The organism is Phenylobacterium sp. (assembly GCF_025351295.1).
In the GTDB taxonomy this organism is placed as follows: Bacteria; Pseudomonadota; Alphaproteobacteria; order Caulobacterales; family Caulobacteraceae; genus Phenylobacterium.
In genome coordinates this window covers 1-19,142 of record NZ_JANXWD010000133.1, presented here as the reverse complement: position 1 = coordinate 19,142, position 19,142 = coordinate 1, and the positions used below count along the sequence as shown (strand labels likewise).

Here is a 19,142-nt window from a genome sequence, read left to right as displayed (position 1 = left end):
GAATGACTGAACCATCAGTTGTTTAGCAGTTGTTTAGCGGCCTCGCTTGCGAGGCGCTGGCGCCAACTTGACGAAATGATGTTGCTCCTCGCTTGCAACGTGCCGCAAGCTACGCCGCTAAACGAAGCGCGCGAGGCATGACATCAAAGCGGTGTCGCGCCGGTATCGGGTTCGTGATCCATCATGCGATCCGCCCCAGCCCCTGCTCTACCCGGACCTGAAGGCCGCCATCGCGCCGCTGCTGGACGTGCAGTATCCAAGCCGCGCCCTGTTCGAGCGCGCCCTCACGTTCCGCTACCTCCAGAAGCGGCCGACCTTGCCCGCCGGCCCCATCGTGGCGCTCGCCAGGAAGCAGATCCCGTTCAACAGCGCCCCGCCGTTGACGTGGGCCAACCAGCCGGGCTGCGGCTGCATCGCCCCGCCCGACGGGCCGAGCGCCAAGGTGATCTACGGCTTCTTCGCGTTCTGGCGCTCGACGACGCCGCCGCCCGAGGTCGCGTTCGACCAGGTCAACCGGATCGGCCTGATCGGCCTGCAACTGCGCGCCGCCGGCGATTGGATCCAGCCCACCAATGCCACGCCGCAGGCGGAGACCTGGTGGAACGCGACCAGCGCCTTCGCCCGCGCGGCCCACGCGCATGGCTCGCGGCTGGACCTGGTGCTCCGGCGCGGCGACTGGCGCTTCCTGCACGGCATGCCGCCGCAGCAGGTGCAGATCCTGGCCGAGGTCTCCGCCCGCAACGCCATGGCCCTGGCCGACACGCCCCTGGAAGGCCGCGGCGTGCGCCACCTGCTGCTGCCGTTCTGGAAGGACCCGACGCACGTGTTCGACGGGGTCACGGTGATGTTCGACGAGCCGGACAGCGGGGCGGACGCGGACGAATGGAAGGCCTACGCCGATTTCCAGGACGGGTTCATCCACGAACTGATCCTGATCATGCAGGCCAACAAGCGGCCGTACACGCTCAACATCGTCGCGCCGGACTCGCTGGCCGGCGCGCCGAGCCCGCCGCCGCCGACGGACCGCCAGGCGGCAGTCTGGCACAGCTTCCTCGGCTACAAGCAGTTGGCGGAACGCGCGTCGCGCCACCACGACCTGCCGAAGGACGAGCGCGCCCGCTACATCGGCAGCACCGACATCGCGGTGCGCCTGCTGACCCCGGTGCGCGAGTCCACCAGCGCGGACAAGAAGGTCCTGCGCGCCAGCCTCGACCAGATCCCCGGCCTGCGGGGCAACGACCGGGTCGCGGTGCTGCAGAGTGTCGTACCCATCCTTTACCTGCCCGGCGGCGGGACCTCGGCCGGCAAGCCGCCGCCCCGGGCGCTGTCCCCGGTCGATGGCCAGCAACTGGACGACGACCTGGTCTACTTCCGCCAGAACTTCGGCGGAGTCGCCCTGTGGCCCGTGCCCGCCCAGGCGACGTTGGCCGACAAGGAGGCCAGCACGCGGCTGGCGGGCGTGTTCTTCGGCGCCCATGTCGGACCGCTGGGCGTATCGCTGGTGCTCTGCAGCCTGATCCTGCGGCTGGCCTGGCAGGCGCTGGTACTGCTCACCATCGTCGGGGCTTTCGCCTACATCCGATGGGGGCAGGTCAGCCGACACGCCCAGCTCTATACCTATCTGCTGTTCGGCCTGTGCGGCCTCACGGCGGCGGCCAGCCTGTTCCTGCTGATGACCGACACCGCGCTCAAGGGCCTGGCGGCGGGCAACCTGCCGCTGCTGATCCTGATCGTCGGCGGCGGCCTGATCGGCGCCTGGTTCATCGCCAAGCCGAGAATCCCGGCGCCTTAGGTTTTGTCCTTGCCGAACGGCCAGAGCTTCGGGAGCTTCGGGATCAGCGACCGCTTGGCCGGTTTCGGCGGCGGCGCGGGCGGGGGCTGGATGCCCTCCAGGGCGGCCTGCATGATCCAGTAGAGGCCGTTCTGCTCGAACGCCCCGTGCACCCATTGCGCGCCCGGGCCGCGGGCATAGACCGGCACATCCTCGCCGCCATGGGTTTCGGCCACCATTGGCGCCGCGGCGGTCTGCAGGAAGGTCAGGTCCTTGGCCGGGTCGCTGTCGGCGGGCAGCGCGGCGCGGGCCTCGGGCGCGCCGGGGCCGTTGGCATAGGCGAGCGTCGTGTAGGGCCGGCCGCGCGCGTCCAGCAGCGGCGCGCCGTCCTCGCCCCGCGCCCAGCCCAGGATGGGGTTCCCGCGCTTGGGATAGCCGCCGATCGTCAGCGTGTGGCCATGGTCGGCGGTGACCACGATCAGGGTGTCCGCCTCGCTGGTCATCTCGATGGCCGCCTGCACCGCGTTGGAGAGCTCGATGGCCTCGCCGAGCGCCTGCCCGGCGTTGCCCGCATGGTGGGCCCGGTCGATGCCGCCGGCGTCCACCAGCAGCACATAGCCCTTGGGGCTGCGCTTCAGGCCGGCGATCGCCGCCTTGGTCATGGCGGTCAGCGACGGCTGGTCGTCGCCGGCCTCGACCCGATCGGCCTCGAACGCCATGTTGTCGGGGCTGAACAGGCCCAGCAGGGGACCGGAGACGGAGGTCCAGTCGACGCCGGCCAGCTGGCTGCCGGTGCGGATGTAGCGGCCGCCCGGATAGCGCGCGCGCCACTTGGCGATCAGGTCCTGGCCGTCCTGGCGCGCGCCCAGCCGCCCGGCGCTCTGCGGGTCAGGCTGGCCGGCCGGGGTGAAGGCCAGGCGGCCGCCGCCCATCACCACGTCCAGGCCGCCGTGATGATCGAACTCCACCAGCTGCTCGGCGATGTCGTGGCAGCCCTGGGCGATGGCGGCCGGCGGCATCCGGTCGTCGGTTTCCCAGTCGCGGTCGCTGACGTGGGCGTAGGTCGCGGCCGGGACCGCGTGGGTGATCCGCATCGTGCTGACCACGCCGGCCGCCAGGCCCGCGTCCTTGGCGGTTTCCAGCAGGCTCTTGGCTTCGTGGCCGAAGGCCTCCTGGCACTGTCCGAGACTGGGGGTCTGGTCCAGGCCGATCGAGGTGGCGCGGGTCTTGAGGCCGGTGAGGATCGCGGTCATCGCGCCGGCGGCCTCCGCGGTCTGGCGGTCGGTATTGTAGGTCTTGACCAGGGCCGTGGCCGGGAAGTGCTCGAACGACAGCTGGTTCTCCTCGCCCGCCGCCCCCGTCTGCTGGCCCTGCAGGATGCGCGCGGCGGTCACCGTGGACACGCCCAGACCGTCGCCAACGAACAGAATCAGGTTCCGGGCGCGGGTGTGGACGCTCACGGGCTTCTGGGCGTCCGCGAGGATCGCCTCGCCTTCCTTGCGCCAGAGGGCGGGCGACTCGGGCCGAGACCCGCCGGTCTGGGCCGCCGGGGCGGCGATCTGGACCACGGGTTGCGGCGGGCCGGCCGGCGGCTTGTGCGCACAGGCCGCCAGGGCGAAAATCCACAGCAGGCCAGCGACCTTCTTTGACATTCCGCCCCCTGCCGAGAGTTCGGTCCGCGCAGGAACCGTGGTAGAGCTACATTCAGCGGTTGTGCCTCACAATACAACCGCTGGACGGTGGAGGACGCGACATGGCGTACGCGGGCAGGACACAACCGCACCTTGGGCGGCCGGACCAGGGGCGGCGCATCCCGGCGGCCGAGCGGGGGCCACGCCCCGTCACGGCCAGGGCGTCCGCCGATCTGGGTCCGGGGGCGGCCGTCCAGCGGGCGATGATCCAGGCGGTGCAGGACAGTCCCGCCATGGTCGCCCAGCGGCGCGCGCTTGAGAGCGCCTTCGGTCCCGCCGTCCAGTTGCAGGGCGGGCCGGAGGAAGAGCTCCAGATGAAGCGGGCCCCCGGCGTGGCGCAGCTGGCGGGTCTCGAGGACGACACGATGCAGCGGGCCGCCGCGCCTGAGGACGAGTTGCAGATGAAGCGGGCGCCCGTCGCCCAGCTGGCGCCCGAACCCGCCGCGCCGCGCAACGACACCGGCCTGCCGGACGGCCTCAAGGCCGGGGTCGAGACCCTGTCCGGCCTGTCGATGGACGGCGTGAAGGTGCATTACAATTCCGCGCAGCCCGCCCAGCTCAATGCCCTGGCCTACGCCCAGGGGCGCGACATCCACCTTGGCCCGGGCCAGGAGCGGCATCTGCCGCACGAGGCCTGGCACGTGGCCCAGCAGGCCCAGGGCCGCGTCCAGCCGACGACCCAGATGAAGGGCGACGTCCCGGTCAACGATGACGCGGGGCTGGAGCACGAGGCCGACGTGATGGGCGCGCGGGCGGCGGCCATGACCCCTGCCGTCGACGTCGCCGACCCGCGCTGAGGCCTCGTCGCGGCGGCCGCTGTGCAAAAAGGCGGCGCCGGTCGATCGAGCCGGCGGCGCGGGGCCGCGCCGGCTGGACGCCGCGCGCCGCTGCCGCCTAGTCGCAGGCGATGCGTGTGCTTGTCGTGGATCCCGACCCGGCCCGAGCGGCCCTGGTCGCCGACGGCCTCGCCGGCGTCGAGCCGCTGGAGGTGCGCCACCTCGCCCTGTTCACCGAGGCTGCGGCCGCGGCGTTCGCGCCCGATGTGATCGTCGTGGCCTCCGACAGCCCGGACCGCGACACCATCGAGAGCCTGCGCGAGGCCACCGCCGCCAACCCGCGCCCGGTGGTGATGTTCGTCGACCGCTCCGAGCCCGGCCTGGCCGAACAGGCGGTCCTGGCCGGGGTCTCGGCCTATGTGGTGGACGGCCTCTCGGCGGCTCGCGTGCGCTCGGTGCTGGAAGTGGCGATGACCCGCTTCCAGCTGATGAACGGCCTGCGCCAGGACCTGGAAAAGGCCAAGGCAGACCTGGTCTCGCGCAAGACCATCGAGCGGGCCAAGGCGCTGCTGATGAAGGAGCGCGGGCTTGACGAGGACGCCGCCTATCGCCTGCTGCGCAAGCTCTCGATGGATACCGGCCGGCCGCTAGGAGCGGTGGCGGCCGACCTCCTGGCCTATGCCGGCGTCTTGAAGGGGACCGGATGATGAACGGCGAGCGGCCCCTGCGCTTCGGTTTCATCGCGCTGAACGACGCCGCGACCCTGATCGTGGCCAGGACGCGGGGGTTGTTCGCCGCCGAGGGCCTGGACGTCGAGTTGGTGCGCGAGGTCTCGTGGGCGACGATCCGCGACAAGCTGAATGTGGGCGCGCTCGACGGCGCGCACATGCTGGCGCCCCTGGCCTTGGCCACCAGCATCGGGGCGGCCGGGGCGGAGCCGACGCCGCTGGTGGCGCCCCTGGTCCTCAACCTCAACGGTCCGGCGATCACCCTGGCCTCGCGCCTGGCCGGGGCGGCGGCGGCGGGCGGGCAGGCGGACGGCCTGGCCCGGCTGATCGCGCGCCGGCGCGACGAGGGCGCCAGTCCGATCACCCTGGCGGTCGTCTTCCCGTTCTCGACCCACAACTATCTGCTGCGCGACTGGCTGGCCCGCGCCGGCGTCGATCCGGACCGCGACGTCCGCCTGGCCGTGGCGCCGCCGTCGCGGATGACCGGGCTGCTGGTCGAGGGCGTGGTGGAGGGCTTCTGCGTCACCGAGCCCTGGGACACCGCGGCGGTGAAGGCCGGGGCGGGGCTCATCGTGGCCCGCGGCTCGCAGCTGTGGCCGCGTACGCCGGACAAGGTGTTCGCGGTCGCCGAGGCCTGGGCCGCCCGTCATCCCGAGACCCTGCAGGCCCTGCTGCGGGCCATGATCCGCGCGGCGGCCTGGGCTGACGAGGCCGGCAACCGCGCCGAGCTCGCCGCCCTGCTGGCGCAGCCGCGGTACGTCGGCGCCGACGCCGCGACGATCGAGGAATCGCTGGCCGACATGGTGTTCCACGCCGACGGGGCCAGCGCGCCGGAGCCGGCGCACGCGGGCTGGCTGCTCAGCCAGATGATGCGCTGGGCCCATGTAGGCGCCCACATCGACATTGGCGCCGTCGCCCGCCGGGTCTATCGGCCCGACCTCTATGCGACCGCGGCGGCTGCGGTCGGGGCGGCGGTCCCGGCGCGACTCGAGACCCTGGAAGGCTATGGCGACGCCGGGGTCTTCAGCCTGGCCACGGCCCGGGATCACGCCGTCAGCGGGCGGATGAGCCGGATTCCGACCGGCTGATTGGAGCTGTCCGCCCAGAACTTGAGCGCCGCGACCCGAACCGGCGCCCACGGCCTGGGCATCTGGACCCCATGGCGCCGATTTGCAGGGGTGGCGGGCGCTTACCGTGTTGCGGTGCAGCGGCGACCATGACGACCTGACATCGACATCGCGGGACAACGACGTTCCGCGACGGCCGCACAAAGGCCGCCGGCGCAGGGCTTGCGCCGACTTGCACGGACATCGACGTCCGCACGGGGGTTCCTCCCCGGGCGGGCGTTTTTTTTGGCCTCGGGGGATGAGCCACATGAACGGATTCAAGAGAGCGCTGGTGCTCGGGTCGGCCGGCGTCGCCCTGGCCTGGACCGGTGCGGCGGCGGCGCAGACGGCCGATCCGCCGCTGGCTACCGCGCCGCCGGACGGCCTGGTCGAGGGGCCGCAGGACGCCGCGCCGGCGGTCATCGCGCCGGCCATGGAGCCGGCCGCCAAGCCACCGCTGGCGACGATCAGCGACACCATCGCGGCCGGCAGGCTGCTGTTCGAGGTGCGCGCCCGCTACGAGTTCGTCGACCAGAAGCGGACCGCGACCCTGACCCACAAGGGCGAGGCCTTCACGGCCCGCACCCGCCTGGGCTGGGAGACCGGCGACTGGCGGGGCTTCAAGGGCCTGGTGGAGTTCGAGGACGTCCGCCAGCTCGGCCCCGAGGACTTCGCGGTCAATGTGCCCGGCGCCGCGACCCCGCCGCTGAACGGCGTGGACAAGGCGAAGTACCCGCTGATCAACGACCCGGACGTCACCGAGTTGAACCGCCTGCAGCTGACCTGGGCGCCCAACGCCATGGTTCAGGCCGCGGTCGGCCGGCAGCGGATCCTGATCGACGACCAGCGTTTCGTCGGCAACGTCGGCTGGCGCCAGGACGAGCAGACCTTCGACGCCGTGCGCCTGGACCTGGCCTATGGCCGGTTCAAGCTGATCTACGCCTACGTCACCCACGTGAACCGGGTGCTGGGTGAACAGCGCGACTGGGATAGCGACAGCCACCTGGCCCAGCTGACCTGGTCGCCGGCCGAGCAGCTGCGGCTGCAGGGCTTCGTCTACGCGCTGGACTTCGGCAACGCGCCGGCCAATTCGTCGGTCACCAAGGGGATCAAGGCGTCGGGCAAGACCTGGGTGGGCCTGTTCCAGCTGGCCTATGACGCCACCTTCGCCAACCAGAGCGACTACCGCTCCAACACGCCAAGCTACAGCCTGGACTACTATGGCGGCGACCTGGCCGCGAGCTTCGACATCTATACCGCCAAGCTCTCCTACGAGTCTCTGGAGGGAAACGGGACCCGCGGGTTCACCACCCCGCTGGCGACCACCCACGGCTTCCAGGGCTGGTCCGACGCCTTCGTCCAGCCGCTGGGCGGCAACAAGGGTTTCGTCGACGGCCTGCGCGATCTCAACCTGACCCTGAACGCCAAGCCGCGCTGGAAGTGGGACTATCTGTTCAACCTGGACGTCATCGTCCGCTACCACGACTTCGACGACCAGCGGACCGGCGCCAACCTCGGCCACGAGTGGGACGCCCAGGTCCAGGCGGCGATCAACCCCAAGCTCACCGCGGCGATCAAATACGCCGATTTCGAACGCGAGACGCACGTGCTGGTCGGCACGGCCACGCCGCCGCCCAGCCGGACCAAGGTCTGGTTCACCCTCGAATACAAGCTCTGAGCCAAGGCCGCGCCATGACCTCCAAGACCTTCACCCTGAACCGCCGCCAGGCGCTGACCGCCGCGGCCGCCACCCTCGCGGCGGCCCGCACCCTGATGCCCTCCGGCGCCTTCGCCGCTGGGCCCGGCCCGGAGATCGCCAAGGCCCGCCTGGGCTTCATCGCCCTGACCGACTCCTCGCCCCTGATCATCGCCAAGGAGCGTGGCCTGTTCGCCAAATACGGCATGCCGGACGTCGAGGTGCTGAAACAGCCCTCATGGGCCGGGGTGCGCGACAACCTGGTGCTGGGGTCCGGCGGCGGCGGGATCGACGGCAGCCACATCCTGACGCCGATGCCCTATCTGCTGACCACCGGCCAGGCGACAGGCGGCCGGCCGCTGCCGATGAACATCCTGGCCCGCCTCAATCTCAACGGCCAGGGGATCAGCGTCGGGAACGACCTGAAGGCCGTGAAGGTCGGCCTGAACAGCGCCGGCGCCCGGGCCAAGTTCGCCCAGCTCAAGGCGGCCGGGAACATCGCCAAGGTGGCCATGACCTTCCGGGGCGGCACGCACGACCTGTGGGTCCGCTACTGGCTGGCGGCGGGCGGCATCAATCCGGAGACCGACGTCTCGACCATCGTGATCCCGCCGCCGCAGATGGTGGCCAACATGAAGGCCGGCACCCAGGACGCGTTCTGCGTCGGCGAGCCCTGGAACGGCCAGCTGGTGAACCAAAAGGTCGGCTATACCGCCTGCCTGACCTCCGAGATCTGGATGGACCACCCGGAGAAGGCGCTCGCCATGCGCGCCGACTGGGTGGCGAAATATCCGCGCGCCGCCCAGGCGATCACCATGGCGGTCATGGAAGCCCAGATGTGGTGCGACCAGATGGCCAACCGCCCGGCAATGTGCTCGATCGTCTCCGGCCGCCAGTACATCAACGTGCCGATCGGCGATATCCTGCCGCGCCTGCAGGGGACTGTCGACTACGGCGACGGCCGCAGCCTCAAGGGCTCGGGCCACTATATGAAGTTCTGGGCCGGCAACGCCTCCTTCCCCTTCAAGTCGCACGACCTGTGGTTCCTCACCGAGGACGTCCGCTGGGGGGTGCTGCCACAGGCGACCAACAAGATGGCCCTGGTCAACCAGGTGAACCGGTCCGACGTCTGGCGCGCCGCGGCCAAGGCCCTGGGCAAGCCGGCCCCGGCCGGCGACAGCCGCGGGGTCGAGAAGTTCTTCGATGGCAAGGTGTTCGATCCCGCCAACCCGGCCGCCTACCTCGCCAGCCAGCCGATCAAGAAACTGGTCTAGGAGCCCCGCGCCATGAGCCTGCCCGCCTGGTCGCAAGACGATCCCGACCCCACCGCCGTCCGGCCGCCGTCGCCGGCGCGGGTGCTGCCCTTGCCCCGCGCCGCCACCGCCAGGGCCGAGCGGCTGGCCACCGCCCTGAAGAGCGCCGCCGCCGCCGTCCTGCCGCCGGTGGTCGCCCTCGCGGCCGTGCTGCTGATCTGGCAGGTGCTGTCCTCGTCCGGCCAGGGCCTGCCCGCGCCGACCACCATCTGGACCGAGTCGCGGGAGCTGATCCTGCACCCGTTCTTCGACCACGGCGGGGAGGACAAGGGCCTGTTCTGGCACGTGCTGACCAGCGTGAAGCGCGTCGCCGTCGGCTTCAGCCTGGCCGCCGTGGTCGGCGTGGCGCTGGGGGTGCTGGTGGGCTCCAGCCGCTTCGCCCACCGCGCCCTGGACCCGATCTTCCAGGTGCTCAGGACGGTGCCGCCACTGGCCTGGCTGCCGATCTCGCTGGCCGCCCTGCACGAGGCGCAGCCCTCGGCCCTGTTCGTGATCTTCATCACCGCCATCTGGCCGATCATCATCAACACGGCGGTCGGCGTGCGCAACATCCCGCCGGACTATGTCAACATCGGCCGGGTGCTGCGCCTCTCGCCCATCGAGTATTTCCTGACCATCCTGCTGCCGGCCGCCACGCCCTATATCTTCACCGGCCTGCGGATCGGGGTCGGCATGAGCTGGCTGGCCATCGTCGCCTCCGAGATGCTGCTGGGCGGCGTGGGGGTCGGGTTCTTCATCTGGGACCAGTACAATTCGTCGCACATCTCCGACATCGTCGTGGCCCTGGTCTGGGTCGGCCTAGTGGGCTTCGCGCTCGACCGGCTGGTCGCCCTCATGGGCCGCATCGTCTCCCGCGGCGCGGCCGCGAGCTAAAGACGCGCCATGACCAGCAGAGCCTATCTTTCCATCAAGAACGTCGGCGTCACCTTCAGCGGCGGCGCCCGGGCCAGCGAGGTGCTGCGCGCCGTCGACCTGACCATCGACCAGGGCGAGTTCATCTCGATCATCGGCCATTCCGGCCGCGGCAAGTCCACCCTGCTGAACGTGGTGGCCGGCCTGCTGCCAGTCACCAGCGGCGCGGTGATCCTGGACCGGCAGGCCGTCGAGGCGCCGGGCCCCGACCGGGCGGTGGTGTTCCAGAACCACTCCCTGCTGCCCTGGCTCAGCGTCTACGAGAACGTGCGCCTGGCGGTGGACAAGGTGTTCGGGGGCAGGAAGTCCCGCGCCGAGCGCCACGCCTGGACCCTGCACAACCTGGCCCTGGTGCAGATGACCCATGCCAAGGACAGGAAGCCGGCCGAGATCAGCGGCGGGATGAAGCAGCGGGTGGGCCTGGCCCGGGCGCTGGCCATGGAGCCCAAGGTGCTGCTGCTGGACGAGCCGTTCGGGGCGCTGGACGCGCTGACCCGCGCCAACCTGCAGGACAGCGTGATGGAGATCCACGGCAAGCTGGGCAATACGGTGATGATGATCACCCACGACGTGGACGAGGCGGTGCTGCTCTCCGACCGCATCGTGATGATGACCAACGGCCCGGCCGCCGAGATCGGCGACATCGTCACCGTCGACCTGCCCCGGCCGCGGCGGCGGATCGAGGTCGACGCGACGCCGGCCTATGTCGCCGCCCGGCACAGGGTGATCGAATTCCTCTACGCCCGCCACGCGGGGATCCGGCCCGCCGCCTAGCTCAGTCCTTGGGCGCCGCCCGGGGCGACGGCGCCCATTTTTTGCGCTGCAGCATTAGAGCGGCGACCACCAGCGACGCGACGCGAGACACGGCGCGACAGCCCGCCTATCCGTTCGATCACGGCCCAGGACAACGGCGTTCGCGGCTTCGGACCGGCTCAGGGTTGAGCCCTCCATTCGCCCGGCGACGCCGCCAGTTCCACCTCATTCAGGGGCCTTGCCGCCATGGTCAGCCGTAGCTTCCTCAAGTCGGGGAACACCCCGACGCTGCTCTCCGCTTTCCTCTATTTCGACCTGAGCTTCATGACCTGGGTCCTGCTGGGCCCATTGGGTGTGGCGATCGCCAAGGACTTCGGCCTGACGCCGGCGCAGAAGGGCCTGATGGTCGCCTTACCGGTGCTGTCCGGGGCCATCCTGCGTCTGGTGGCCGGCGTGCTGGTCGACCACATCGGGCCGAAGCTTACCGGCATCATCGGCCAGCTGATCGTGCTGGCGGGCCTGGCCGCCGCCTGGATGCTGGGGGTGCACAGCTACAATCAGGTTCTGGTGCTGGGCATCGTCCTGGGCGTGGCCGGCGCCTCCTTCGCCGTAGCCCTGCCGCTGGCCTCGCGCTGGTATCCGCCGGAGTACCAGGGCCTGGCCCTGGGCATCGCCGGGGCCGGCAACTCGGGCACCGCCCTGGCGGCCCTGTTCGCGCCGGGCCTGGCCCAGATCTGGGGCTGGCAGAACGTGATCGGCCTCGCCGCCCTGCCGCTGGCGCTGGCCCTCGTGGTCTTTGTCGTCTTCGCCAAGGATGCCCCGAACCGCCCGCCGCCCAAGCGGCTGGCCGAGTACATGGCGGTGCTGTCGACGCGGGACGCCTGGTGGCTGATGGGCCTCTACGGCGTGACCTTCGGCGGCTTCGTGGGGCTGTCGTCCTCGCTGACCATCTACTTCAACGCCGAGTATGGCCTGCCCGCGGTCACCGCCGGTTTCTTCACCGCCGCCTGCGTGTTCGCCGGCTCGTTCGTCCGACCGGTGGGTGGGGCGCTGGCGGATCGGGTCGGCGGGGTCCGCACGTTGTCGGTCGTCTATGTGCTGGCCGCCCTGGGCCTGGCCCTGGCCAGCTTCCAGCAGCCCAGCCCCTGGGTGGCCCTGGCGCTGTTCCTGTTCGTGATGATGTCGCTGGGCGCCGGCAATGGTGCGGTCTTCCAACTGGCCCCGCAACGGTTCGGCAAGGAGATCGGCGTGGTCACCGGCCTGGTGGGCGCGACCGGCGGAGCTGGCGGCTTCTACCTGGCCTCCAGCCTTGGCTGGGCCAAGCAGGTGACCGGTTCCTACCAGGGCGGCCTGCTGGCCTTCGCGGCGCTCGCCCTCATCGCTCTGGTCGGTCTGCTGGGCGTCAAGGCGCGCTGGCGCAAAACCTGGCCGGAGTTGGCCGGCGCGTCGCTGCGGCTCTGAGGACAAACGCCATGGCCCTCAAGACCCCCCGGGAAAAGCTCGTCGTCATCGGCAACGGCATGGCCGGCTGCCGGGCCGTGCAGGAGGTGCTGAAGCGCGACCCCGACCGCTATCACATCACCATCTTCGGCGCCGAGCCGCGGGTGAACTACGACCGGATCATGCTGTCGCCGGTCCTGGCCGGGGAGAAGGCCTTCGCCGACATCGTGCTCAACGACGAGGCCTGGTACGCCGACAACGGCATCGTGCTCCACGCCGGCCATGCGGTGGAGGGTATCGACCGCGAGGCCAGGCTGGTCCGCGCGGCAGGCGGGATCGAGGTCGGCTACGACCGGCTGATCCTGGCCACGGGATCGGACCCGATCCGCCTGCCGCTGCCGGGGGCGGATCTCAACGGCGTGGTCACCTTCCGCGACCTGGACGATGTCGAGGCGATGATCGCGGCGGCCCGGCCCGGCGCCGAGGCCGTGGTGATCGGCGGCGGCCTGCTGGGCATCGAGGCGGCCTATGGGCTGTCGAAGCGCGGCATGTCGGCGACGGTGATCCACCTGCTTGACGTGCTGATGGAGCGCCAGCTGGACGCCTCGGCCGGCTTCCTGCTCACCGAGGCCCTGGCCGAAAAGGGCGTGGCCACGGAGCTGGAGGCGCAATCCGAGGAGATCGTCGGTGAGAACGGCCGGGTCGCCGGCCTGCGGCTGACGGACGGCCGGGTCCTGCCCTGCGACCTCCTGGTGATGGCGGTGGGCATCCGGCCAGCCACCGGCCTGGCCAAGGCCGCGGGTCTGGACGTCAAGCGCGGCGTGGTGGTGGACGACACGCTCCGCACCTCCGACCCCGCCGTCTACGCGATCGGCGAATGCGTCGAGCACCGCGGCCAATGCTACGGTCTGGTGGCCCCGATCTGGGAGATGTGCCGCACCCTAGGCGATGCGCTGACCGGCGGGGCCGCAACCTACGAAGGTTCCAGCCTCTCCACACGCCTGAAGGTCTCCGGCGTCGACGTCTTCTCGGCTGGCAAGCACCTGGGCGGGGTCGGGTGCGAGGACATCGTGTTCCGCGACGCCGGGCGCGGCGTCTACAAGCGCATCGTGCTTGAGGGCGGCAAGGTCGCCGGCGCGGTGCTGTTCGGCGACGCGGCGGACGGAGGCTGGTACTTCGACCTGATGAAGTCGGGCCAGGACGTGGCCGCGATCCGCGAGACCCTGGTGTTCGGCCAGGCGGTCACGGAGGGCCTTCGGGGCCTGGACCCTAGCGCGGCCGTTGCGGCCATGGCCGACACCACCGAGGTGTGCGGCTGCAACGGCGTCTGCAAGGGCGAGATCGTCTCCGCCATCAATGGCCAGGGCCTGACCACCCTGGAGAGCGTGCGCGCCGTCACCAAGGCCTCGGCCTCCTGCGGCACCTGTACGCCGCTGGTGGAGAAGCTGCTGAAGCTCAGCCTGGGCGACGCGTTCGAAATCCAGACCGGGCCGAAGCCGGTGTGCAGCTGTACGCCGCGCGGTCACGACGAGGTGCGCCGGCGGCTGGTCGCCGAGGACCTGAAGTCGATCCCGGCGGTCATGCAGGCGCTGGAGTGGACCACCCCCGACGGCTGTTCCTCGTGTCGTCCGGCGCTCAACTACTACCTGGTCTGCGCCTGGCCGGGCGACTACCGCGACGACACCCAGTCGCGCTTCATCAACGAGCGGGTCCACGCCAACATCCAGAAGGACGGCACCTATTCGGTCGTGCCGCGGATGTGGGGCGGTGTGACCTCGGCCGACGAGCTCCGGGCCATCGCCGACGTGGTCGACAAGTTCGAGATCCCCACCGTGAAAGTCACCGGCGGCCAGCGCATCGACCTGCTGGGCGTCAAGAAGGACGACCTGCCGGCCGTCTGGGCCGACCTCAACGCCGCCGGCATGGTCTCGGGCCACGCCTACGCCAAGGGCCTGCGCACCGTGAAGACCTGCGTCGGGACCGACTGGTGCCGGTTCGGGACCCAGGATTCCACCGGCCTGGGCGTGCGGCTGGAGAAGTTCATGTGGGGGTCCTGGTCCCCGGCCAAGGTGAAGCTGGGCGTCTCCGGATGCCCGCGCAACTGCGCCGAGGCGACCTGCAAGGACATCGGCGTGATCTGCGTCGACAGCGGCTACGAGATCCATGTCGGCGGCGCCGCCGGCCTGCACATCCGCGGCACCGAGATCCTCACCAAGGTCGCCACCGAGCAGGAGGCGATCTGGACCATCTGCGCGGTGATGCAGTTCTACCGGGAGAACGCCTGGTACCTGGAGCGGATCTACAAGTGGATGGACCGTATCGGCCTGCCCGCCATCAAGGCCCAGGCCGAGGATCCGCAGGCCCGGCGCGCCCTCTACGACCGCTTCGCCTATTCGCAGCGCTTCTTCCGCGTCGACCCCTGGGCCGAGCGGGTGGCCGGCCGCGACTCCCACGAATTCAACCCGCTCAGCCGCCGCATGGAGTTCGAACCCGTATGAACGCGCTCGTGAAGGATCCCATCGCGTGGACCGACGTGGGCGCGGTGACGGACATCCCCCTGCGCGGTTCGCGGCGGGTGCCGACCACCGGCGGCGACATCGCCATCTTCCGCACCGGCGACGGGCGGGTGTTCGCGCTGCGCGACCGCTGCCCGCACAAGGGCGGCCCGCTCAGCCAGGGGATCGTCCACGGCCACGCGGTGACCTGCCCGCTGCACAACTGGTCGATCGAGCTGGCCACGGGCGAGGCGATGGGGGCGGACCGCGGCAAGGGCTGCGCGCCGGTCGTGCCGCTGGAAGTGCGTGACGGCCGGCTGTTCCTGGGCCGGATGTAGGGCTGTGCGCGCTGCAGCGCCCCCTCCACCCCTTCGGGGTCCCCCTCCCCCGCAAGCGGGTGAGGAACAGCGCCGATCCAGTTCCTCCCCCGTGCCAACGGGGGAGGGTGACCCGAAGGGTGGAGGGGGCGCTGGCGCCGCACAGATCCGGACCGCCTGCCCCTATTGCGGCGTGGGTTGCGGAGTCAGCGCGGTCCCTGACGGTCGCAGACTGAAGATCACCGGCGATCCCGCCCATCCCGCCAACCTCGGCCGGCTCTGCTCGAAGGGCAGCGCGCTCGGCTCGACGGTCGGCCTGGAGGACCGGCTGCTGCATCCGGCAATCGGCGGCCGCAAAACCTCGTGGAACGACGCCATCTCCCGAATTGCCGGCAGGTTCTCCGAGACCATCGCCCGCCACGGCCCGGACTCGGTGGCCTTCTACGTCTCCGGCCAGCTGCTGACCGAGGACTACTACGCCGCCAACAAGCTGATGAAGGGGTTCATCGGCTCGGGGAACATCGACACCAATTCTCGGCTCTGCATGGCCTCGGCGGTCGTCGCCCACAAGCTGGCGTTCGGCGCCGATCTGGTGCCAGGCTGCTACGAGGACCTGGATCTGGCGGACCTGGTGATCTTCTCCGGCCACAACGCCGCCTGGACCCATCCGGTGCTGTTCCGGCGCATGGAGGCCGCCCGCGCCCGCGGCCAGCGCCACGTGGTCATCGACCCGCGCCGCACCGACACCGCCGAGGACGCCGACCTGCACCTGGCCCTCGCGCCGCAGACCGACGTGCGGCTGTGGAACGGCCTGCTGGCCGACCTGATCCGCAGGGGCGCCGTCGACCGCGCCTATGTCGCCGCCCATGTGGCAGGCTTCGCCGAGGTCGAGGCCGAGCTGGCCCAGGCCGACCAGTCGCCAGCCGCGGTGGCGGCGGACTGCGGCGTGGCCGTGGCCGATCTCGAGCGCTTCTTCCAGATGGTCGCCGAGACGCCGCGCACCGTCAGCCTGTTCTCGATGGGCGCCAACCAGTCGGCCCAGGGCGTCGCCAAGGGCTCGGCGATCCTCAACGTCCACCTGGCCACCGGGCGGATCGGCAGACCGGGCGCCTGCCCGTTCTCGATCACCGGCCAGCCCAACGCCATGGGCGGCCGCGAGACCGGCGGCATGGCCACCACCCTGGCCGGACACATGGACTTCGACCCGGTGTCCCGCGCCCGCCTCGGCCGGTTCTGGAGCGCCCCCCGGGTGGCGGCCGGGCCGGGCCTCAAGGCGGTGGACATGTTCGATGCGGTCGCCGACGGGCGGATCAGGGCGATCTGGATCATGGCCACCAACCCGGTGGTCAGCCTGCCGGACTCGGCCCGGGTGCGCGCCGCGCTGGAGGCCTGCCCGTTCGTGGTGGTCTCCGACTGCATGGCCGACACCGACACCGCCGCCTTCGCCCACATCAAGCTGCCCGCCCTGGCCTGGGGCGAGAAGGACGGCACGGTCACCAATTCCGAACGCGGCATCACCCGCCAGCGGCGCCTGTTCGAACCTCCGGGCGAGGCGCGGGCCGACTGGCGGATCGTGGCCGACGTCGCGACGGCCATGGGCTTTGGCGACGCCTTCGGCTGGCGCGGGTCCGCCCAGGTGTTCCGCGAGTGGGCCCGGCTGTCGGCCTATGAGAACACCGACCGGATGCTGAACCTCGGTCCGTTGGCGGGGGTGACGCCCGAGGCCTACGACGCGCTCGAACCCATCCAATGGCCGGTGACGGCGGCGGGCGGCACGGCGCGGCTGTTCACCGACGGCCGCTACCAGACCCCCGACGGACGGGCCCGCATGATCCCGGTCGCGGCGCGCGGCCCCGCAGAGGCCACCTCGGCCGGCTATCCCATGTCGCTGAACACCGGCCGGGTTCGCGATCACTGGCACACCATGACCCGCACGGGCCTGGCCCCCGAGCTCTGCCGCCATGCGCCGGAGCCCTACGTGGAGATGCACCCGGCCGACGCCATCGCGCTGGGCGTGGGCGAGGGCGCGCTCGCTCGGGTGGTCACCGCCCAGGGCGAGGCCATCGCCATCGCCCGGCTCACCGACCGCCAGCGGCCGGGCTCGGTGTTCATGCCGATGCACTGGACCGAGGCCTTCGCGCCGTCGGGCCGCGCCAACCCCCTGGTCGCGCCGAGCGTCGACCCGCGCTCCGGCCAGCCGGAGTTCAAGCACACGCCCGCCAGAGTGCGCGCATATCGCGAGACCTGGCGCGGCTTCTTCCTGGCCCGAGAGGCCTGGCGCGCGCCGGCCGGCCTGGACCTGGTATGGCGGCGCATCCCGCACGCCGCCTGCCAGCTGCACGAGTTCGCCGGCCGGGGCGACGCGCCCGAGCGCGCGGCGCTGCACAAGGCCCTCACAGCCAAGGTCCCGGGTGACGCCCTGCGTTTCGAGGATCCCGCCGCCGGCGTGCTGCGCGAGGCCTGGCTAGAGGGCGAACGGCTGGGCCGGGTGATCTTCTTCACCACCTCAGGCGCCCTGCCGCCCCGCGACTGGCTGGCCGAGCTGTTCGCGGCCGACCTCCTGACCGCCGCAGACCGCATGGCCCTGCTGATCGGCCGCCAGCCTGGGCATGCGGTGGAGACCGGACCCACCGTCTGCGCCTGTCGCGGCGTGCGGGCGGCGCGGATCGAGACCGCCATCGCGGAAGGTTGCGACAGCCTCGACGCGGTGGGCGAGGCGACCGGGGCCGGGGCCAACTGCGGCTCCTGTCGCCCGGAGATCGCCCGCATGCTGGCCGCCGCGCGGGGCGCGACCCGTCACGCGGCCTGAGACTCGCGAGGCTCGACGGCGGCGGTCGACTGCGCGCACCCTTGGCCAGCCATGAACCTCCTGATCCGCTGCCTCGCGTTGGTCGCCGGCCTGCTCCTGCCCGCCTCGCAGGCGCAAGCCGCCTGGACCCCGATCGATTTCCCGCGATCCGATGTGACCCTGCGCGCCGTCGTGGTCGCCCGCCCCGGTGGGTTCCAGGTCTCCGGCTCGAAGGGGACGCACGCGACGACCCTCGACGGCGGGCGAACCTGGCGACTGACGCGGATCGCCGGGACCGAGGCTCTGGACTTCCGCGGCCTCGCGGTGCTCGACGCGCGGACCGCCCTGCTGATGAGCGCGGGCGACGCGCCGGCGGGGCAGGCGCGGCTGTATCGGACCGCCGACGGTGGCGCGTCCTGGTCGCAGGTCTATTCCACCGAGATTCCCGGCGGCTTCCTCGACACATTGCGCTTCTGGGACCGCAGCCACGGCCTGGTGCTGGGCGACCCGATCGACGGCGCGTGGTTCCTGCTGCGCACTTCGGATGGCGGGCGGACCTGGACGCGGGTGAAGGCGACCCTGCCGCCGCTGCAACCGGGCGAGGCCGCCTTCGCCGCCAGCAACTCGGCCCTGATCCTGAGCGGCCGCGCCGGCGCCTGGATCGCCACCGGCGGCGGGTCGCATGGCCGCATCTTCCGCTCCACCGACCGCGGCCGGACCTGGCAGGCGGCGGATACGCCGATCGACGGCGGCCCGACCGGCGGGGTGTTCGGCGGATTGGCACTGGGTCGGGAGGGCGGGGTGATCGTTGGCGGCGACCACAAGGACGAACTGCGCGCCGCGCCCAGCCTCGCCGTCACGGCCGACGGCGGCCGGACCTGGACCGTCGCGCCGCGGTCCGGGACGCCGCGCCTGCTGGAATCGGTCGGCCGCCTGAACGCCCGGACCCTGATCGCCGTGGGCCCGCGCGGCACGGCCTTCAGTACCGACGACGGGCGCAGCTGGTCCCAGGCCGACCAAGAGGCGTTCCACGCCATCTCCTGCGCCGCCGGGACCTGCGTCGCCGTCGGCGCCAAGGGCCGGGTGGGCGTCTGGCGCTAGAGCGCGTCAGGCGAAAGTGGATCCCGGTTTCGCCGCCCGACGCGCTCTAATTCAAAGAGGTAGAGCCTTTTTATCTGGTTCAAGTGACTCAACTTGAACCAGAGAGGCTCTAGCTGTGTGGTCCCGGAGTCTGAGGGTGCATCATCGATCCTGAGTCGTCAGGAAGAGGATGCCCTATGGGAAGCGTTCTTCACGGCAGCGCCCGCACGACGCCGCGTATTCGAGCCGAGCTCCAAGCGTCGCAAGCGAGCACCC

General features: G+C 71.2%; 13 protein-coding genes and 1 pseudogene. 13 read left to right on the top strand and 1 reads right to left on the bottom strand.

What is annotated here, in order from left to right; genetic code table 11:
• The first annotated feature begins 151 nt into the window (after positions 1 to 151).
• On the top strand, positions 152 to 1,792 hold the full coding sequence (locus Q0R13_RS18580) for a hypothetical protein (RefSeq protein ID WP_293906741.1): 1,641 nt from the start codon (positions 152 to 154) through the stop codon (positions 1,790 to 1,792).
• Here Q0R13_RS18580 and Q0R13_RS18575 read toward each other — a convergent pair.
• Positions 1,789 to 3,423, bottom strand: coding sequence for an alkaline phosphatase (locus Q0R13_RS18575; RefSeq protein ID WP_293906739.1), 1,635 nt, complete (start codon positions 3,421 to 3,423; stop codon positions 1,789 to 1,791). The genes Q0R13_RS18580 and Q0R13_RS18575 overlap by 4 nt on opposite strands.
• 101 nt (positions 3,424 to 3,524) lie before the next feature.
• On the opposite strand from Q0R13_RS18575, the gene Q0R13_RS18570 reads away from it, so the two are divergent.
• The 12 genes and pseudogenes from Q0R13_RS18570 (at position 3,525) to Q0R13_RS18515 (ending at position 18,887) form a co-directional block, all read left to right on the top strand.
• The gene (locus Q0R13_RS18570) at positions 3,525 to 4,259 is read left to right on the top strand and encodes a DUF4157 domain-containing protein (protein WP_293906737.1); all 735 of its coding nucleotides are present in this window, start codon (positions 3,525 to 3,527) and stop codon (positions 4,257 to 4,259) included.
• Between the two features lie 110 nt (positions 4,260 to 4,369).
• A complete protein-coding gene (locus Q0R13_RS18565; RefSeq protein ID WP_293906735.1) occupies positions 4,370 to 4,945 on the top strand; it encodes an ANTAR domain-containing protein in 576 nt (191 codons plus the stop codon).
• Positions 4,942 to 6,054: a CmpA/NrtA family ABC transporter substrate-binding protein gene (locus tag Q0R13_RS18560; protein WP_293906733.1), complete on the top strand. Its 1,113-nt coding sequence runs from the start codon at positions 4,942 to 4,944 to the stop codon at positions 6,052 to 6,054. Before Q0R13_RS18565 ends, Q0R13_RS18560 begins: the two co-directional genes overlap by 4 nt.
• Before the next feature lie 286 nt (positions 6,055 to 6,340).
• Positions 6,341 to 7,750 (top strand): alginate export family protein, encoded by a 1,410-nt coding sequence (locus tag Q0R13_RS18555; protein ID WP_293906731.1) that lies wholly within the window; start codon positions 6,341 to 6,343, stop codon positions 7,748 to 7,750.
• 14 nt (positions 7,751 to 7,764) lie between these two features.
• The gene (locus Q0R13_RS18550) at positions 7,765 to 9,042 is read left to right on the top strand and encodes a CmpA/NrtA family ABC transporter substrate-binding protein (RefSeq protein WP_293906729.1); all 1,278 of its coding nucleotides are present in this window, start codon (positions 7,765 to 7,767) and stop codon (positions 9,040 to 9,042) included.
• Positions 9,043 to 9,183: 141 nt separating this feature from the next.
• Positions 9,184 to 9,954: pseudogene (gene ntrB / locus Q0R13_RS18545) on the top strand (nitrate ABC transporter permease); the annotation flags it as partial.
• Positions 9,955 to 9,963: 9 nt separating this feature from the next.
• The gene (locus tag Q0R13_RS18540) at positions 9,964 to 10,767 is read left to right on the top strand and encodes an ABC transporter ATP-binding protein (RefSeq protein WP_293906727.1); all 804 of its coding nucleotides are present in this window, start codon (positions 9,964 to 9,966) and stop codon (positions 10,765 to 10,767) included.
• Positions 10,768 to 10,992: 225 nt separating this feature from the next.
• Entirely contained in the window at positions 10,993 to 12,207 is a 1,215-nt protein-coding gene (locus Q0R13_RS18535) for a nitrate/nitrite transporter (RefSeq protein WP_293906725.1), read from the top strand.
• Positions 12,208 to 12,218: 11 nt separating this feature from the next.
• On the top strand, positions 12,219 to 14,684 hold the full coding sequence (gene nirB, locus Q0R13_RS18530) for a nitrite reductase large subunit NirB (protein WP_293906723.1): 2,466 nt from the start codon (positions 12,219 to 12,221) through the stop codon (positions 14,682 to 14,684).
• On the top strand, positions 14,681 to 15,019 hold the full coding sequence (gene nirD / locus Q0R13_RS18525) for a nitrite reductase small subunit NirD (protein ID WP_293906721.1): 339 nt from the start codon (positions 14,681 to 14,683) through the stop codon (positions 15,017 to 15,019). Before nirB ends, nirD begins: the two co-directional genes overlap by 4 nt.
• 145 nt (positions 15,020 to 15,164) lie before the next feature.
• On the top strand, positions 15,165 to 17,807 hold the full coding sequence (locus Q0R13_RS18520; protein ID WP_293906743.1) for a nitrate reductase: 2,643 nt from the start codon (positions 15,165 to 15,167) through the stop codon (positions 17,805 to 17,807).
• 51 nt (positions 17,808 to 17,858) lie between these two features.
• Positions 17,859 to 18,887, top strand: a complete 1,029-nt coding sequence (locus Q0R13_RS18515) for a YCF48-related protein (protein WP_293906719.1) — start codon at positions 17,859 to 17,861, stop codon at positions 18,885 to 18,887.
• The last annotated feature ends 255 nt before the right edge of the window (positions 18,888 to 19,142 follow it).

Bases quoted from the DNA above. Each gene is read 5' to 3' on its own strand.
- Q0R13_RS18555 (WP_293906731.1), top strand. From the start codon at position 6,341: ATGAACGGATTCAAGAGAGCGCTGGTGCTCGGGTCGGCCGGCGTCGCC.
- nirD (WP_293906721.1), top strand. From the start codon at position 14,681: ATGAACGCGCTCGTGAAGGATCCCATCGCGTGGACCGACGTGGGCGCG.
- Q0R13_RS18515 (WP_293906719.1), top strand. From the start codon at position 17,859: ATGAACCTCCTGATCCGCTGCCTCGCGTTGGTCGCCGGCCTGCTCCTG.
- Q0R13_RS18535 (WP_293906725.1), top strand. From the start codon at position 10,993: ATGGTCAGCCGTAGCTTCCTCAAGTCGGGGAACACCCCGACGCTGCTC.
- Q0R13_RS18570 (WP_293906737.1), top strand. From the start codon at position 3,525: ATGGCGTACGCGGGCAGGACACAACCGCACCTTGGGCGGCCGGACCAG.
- Q0R13_RS18540 (WP_293906727.1), top strand. From the start codon at position 9,964: ATGACCAGCAGAGCCTATCTTTCCATCAAGAACGTCGGCGTCACCTTC.
- Q0R13_RS18575 (WP_293906739.1), bottom strand. From the start codon at position 3,423: ATGTCAAAGAAGGTCGCTGGCCTGCTGTGGATTTTCGCCCTGGCGGCC.
- Q0R13_RS18550 (WP_293906729.1), top strand. From the start codon at position 7,765: ATGACCTCCAAGACCTTCACCCTGAACCGCCGCCAGGCGCTGACCGCC.
- Q0R13_RS18560 (WP_293906733.1), top strand. From the start codon at position 4,942: ATGATGAACGGCGAGCGGCCCCTGCGCTTCGGTTTCATCGCGCTGAAC.
- Q0R13_RS18565 (WP_293906735.1), top strand. From the start codon at position 4,370: ATGCGTGTGCTTGTCGTGGATCCCGACCCGGCCCGAGCGGCCCTGGTC.
- nirB (WP_293906723.1), top strand. From the start codon at position 12,219: ATGGCCCTCAAGACCCCCCGGGAAAAGCTCGTCGTCATCGGCAACGGC.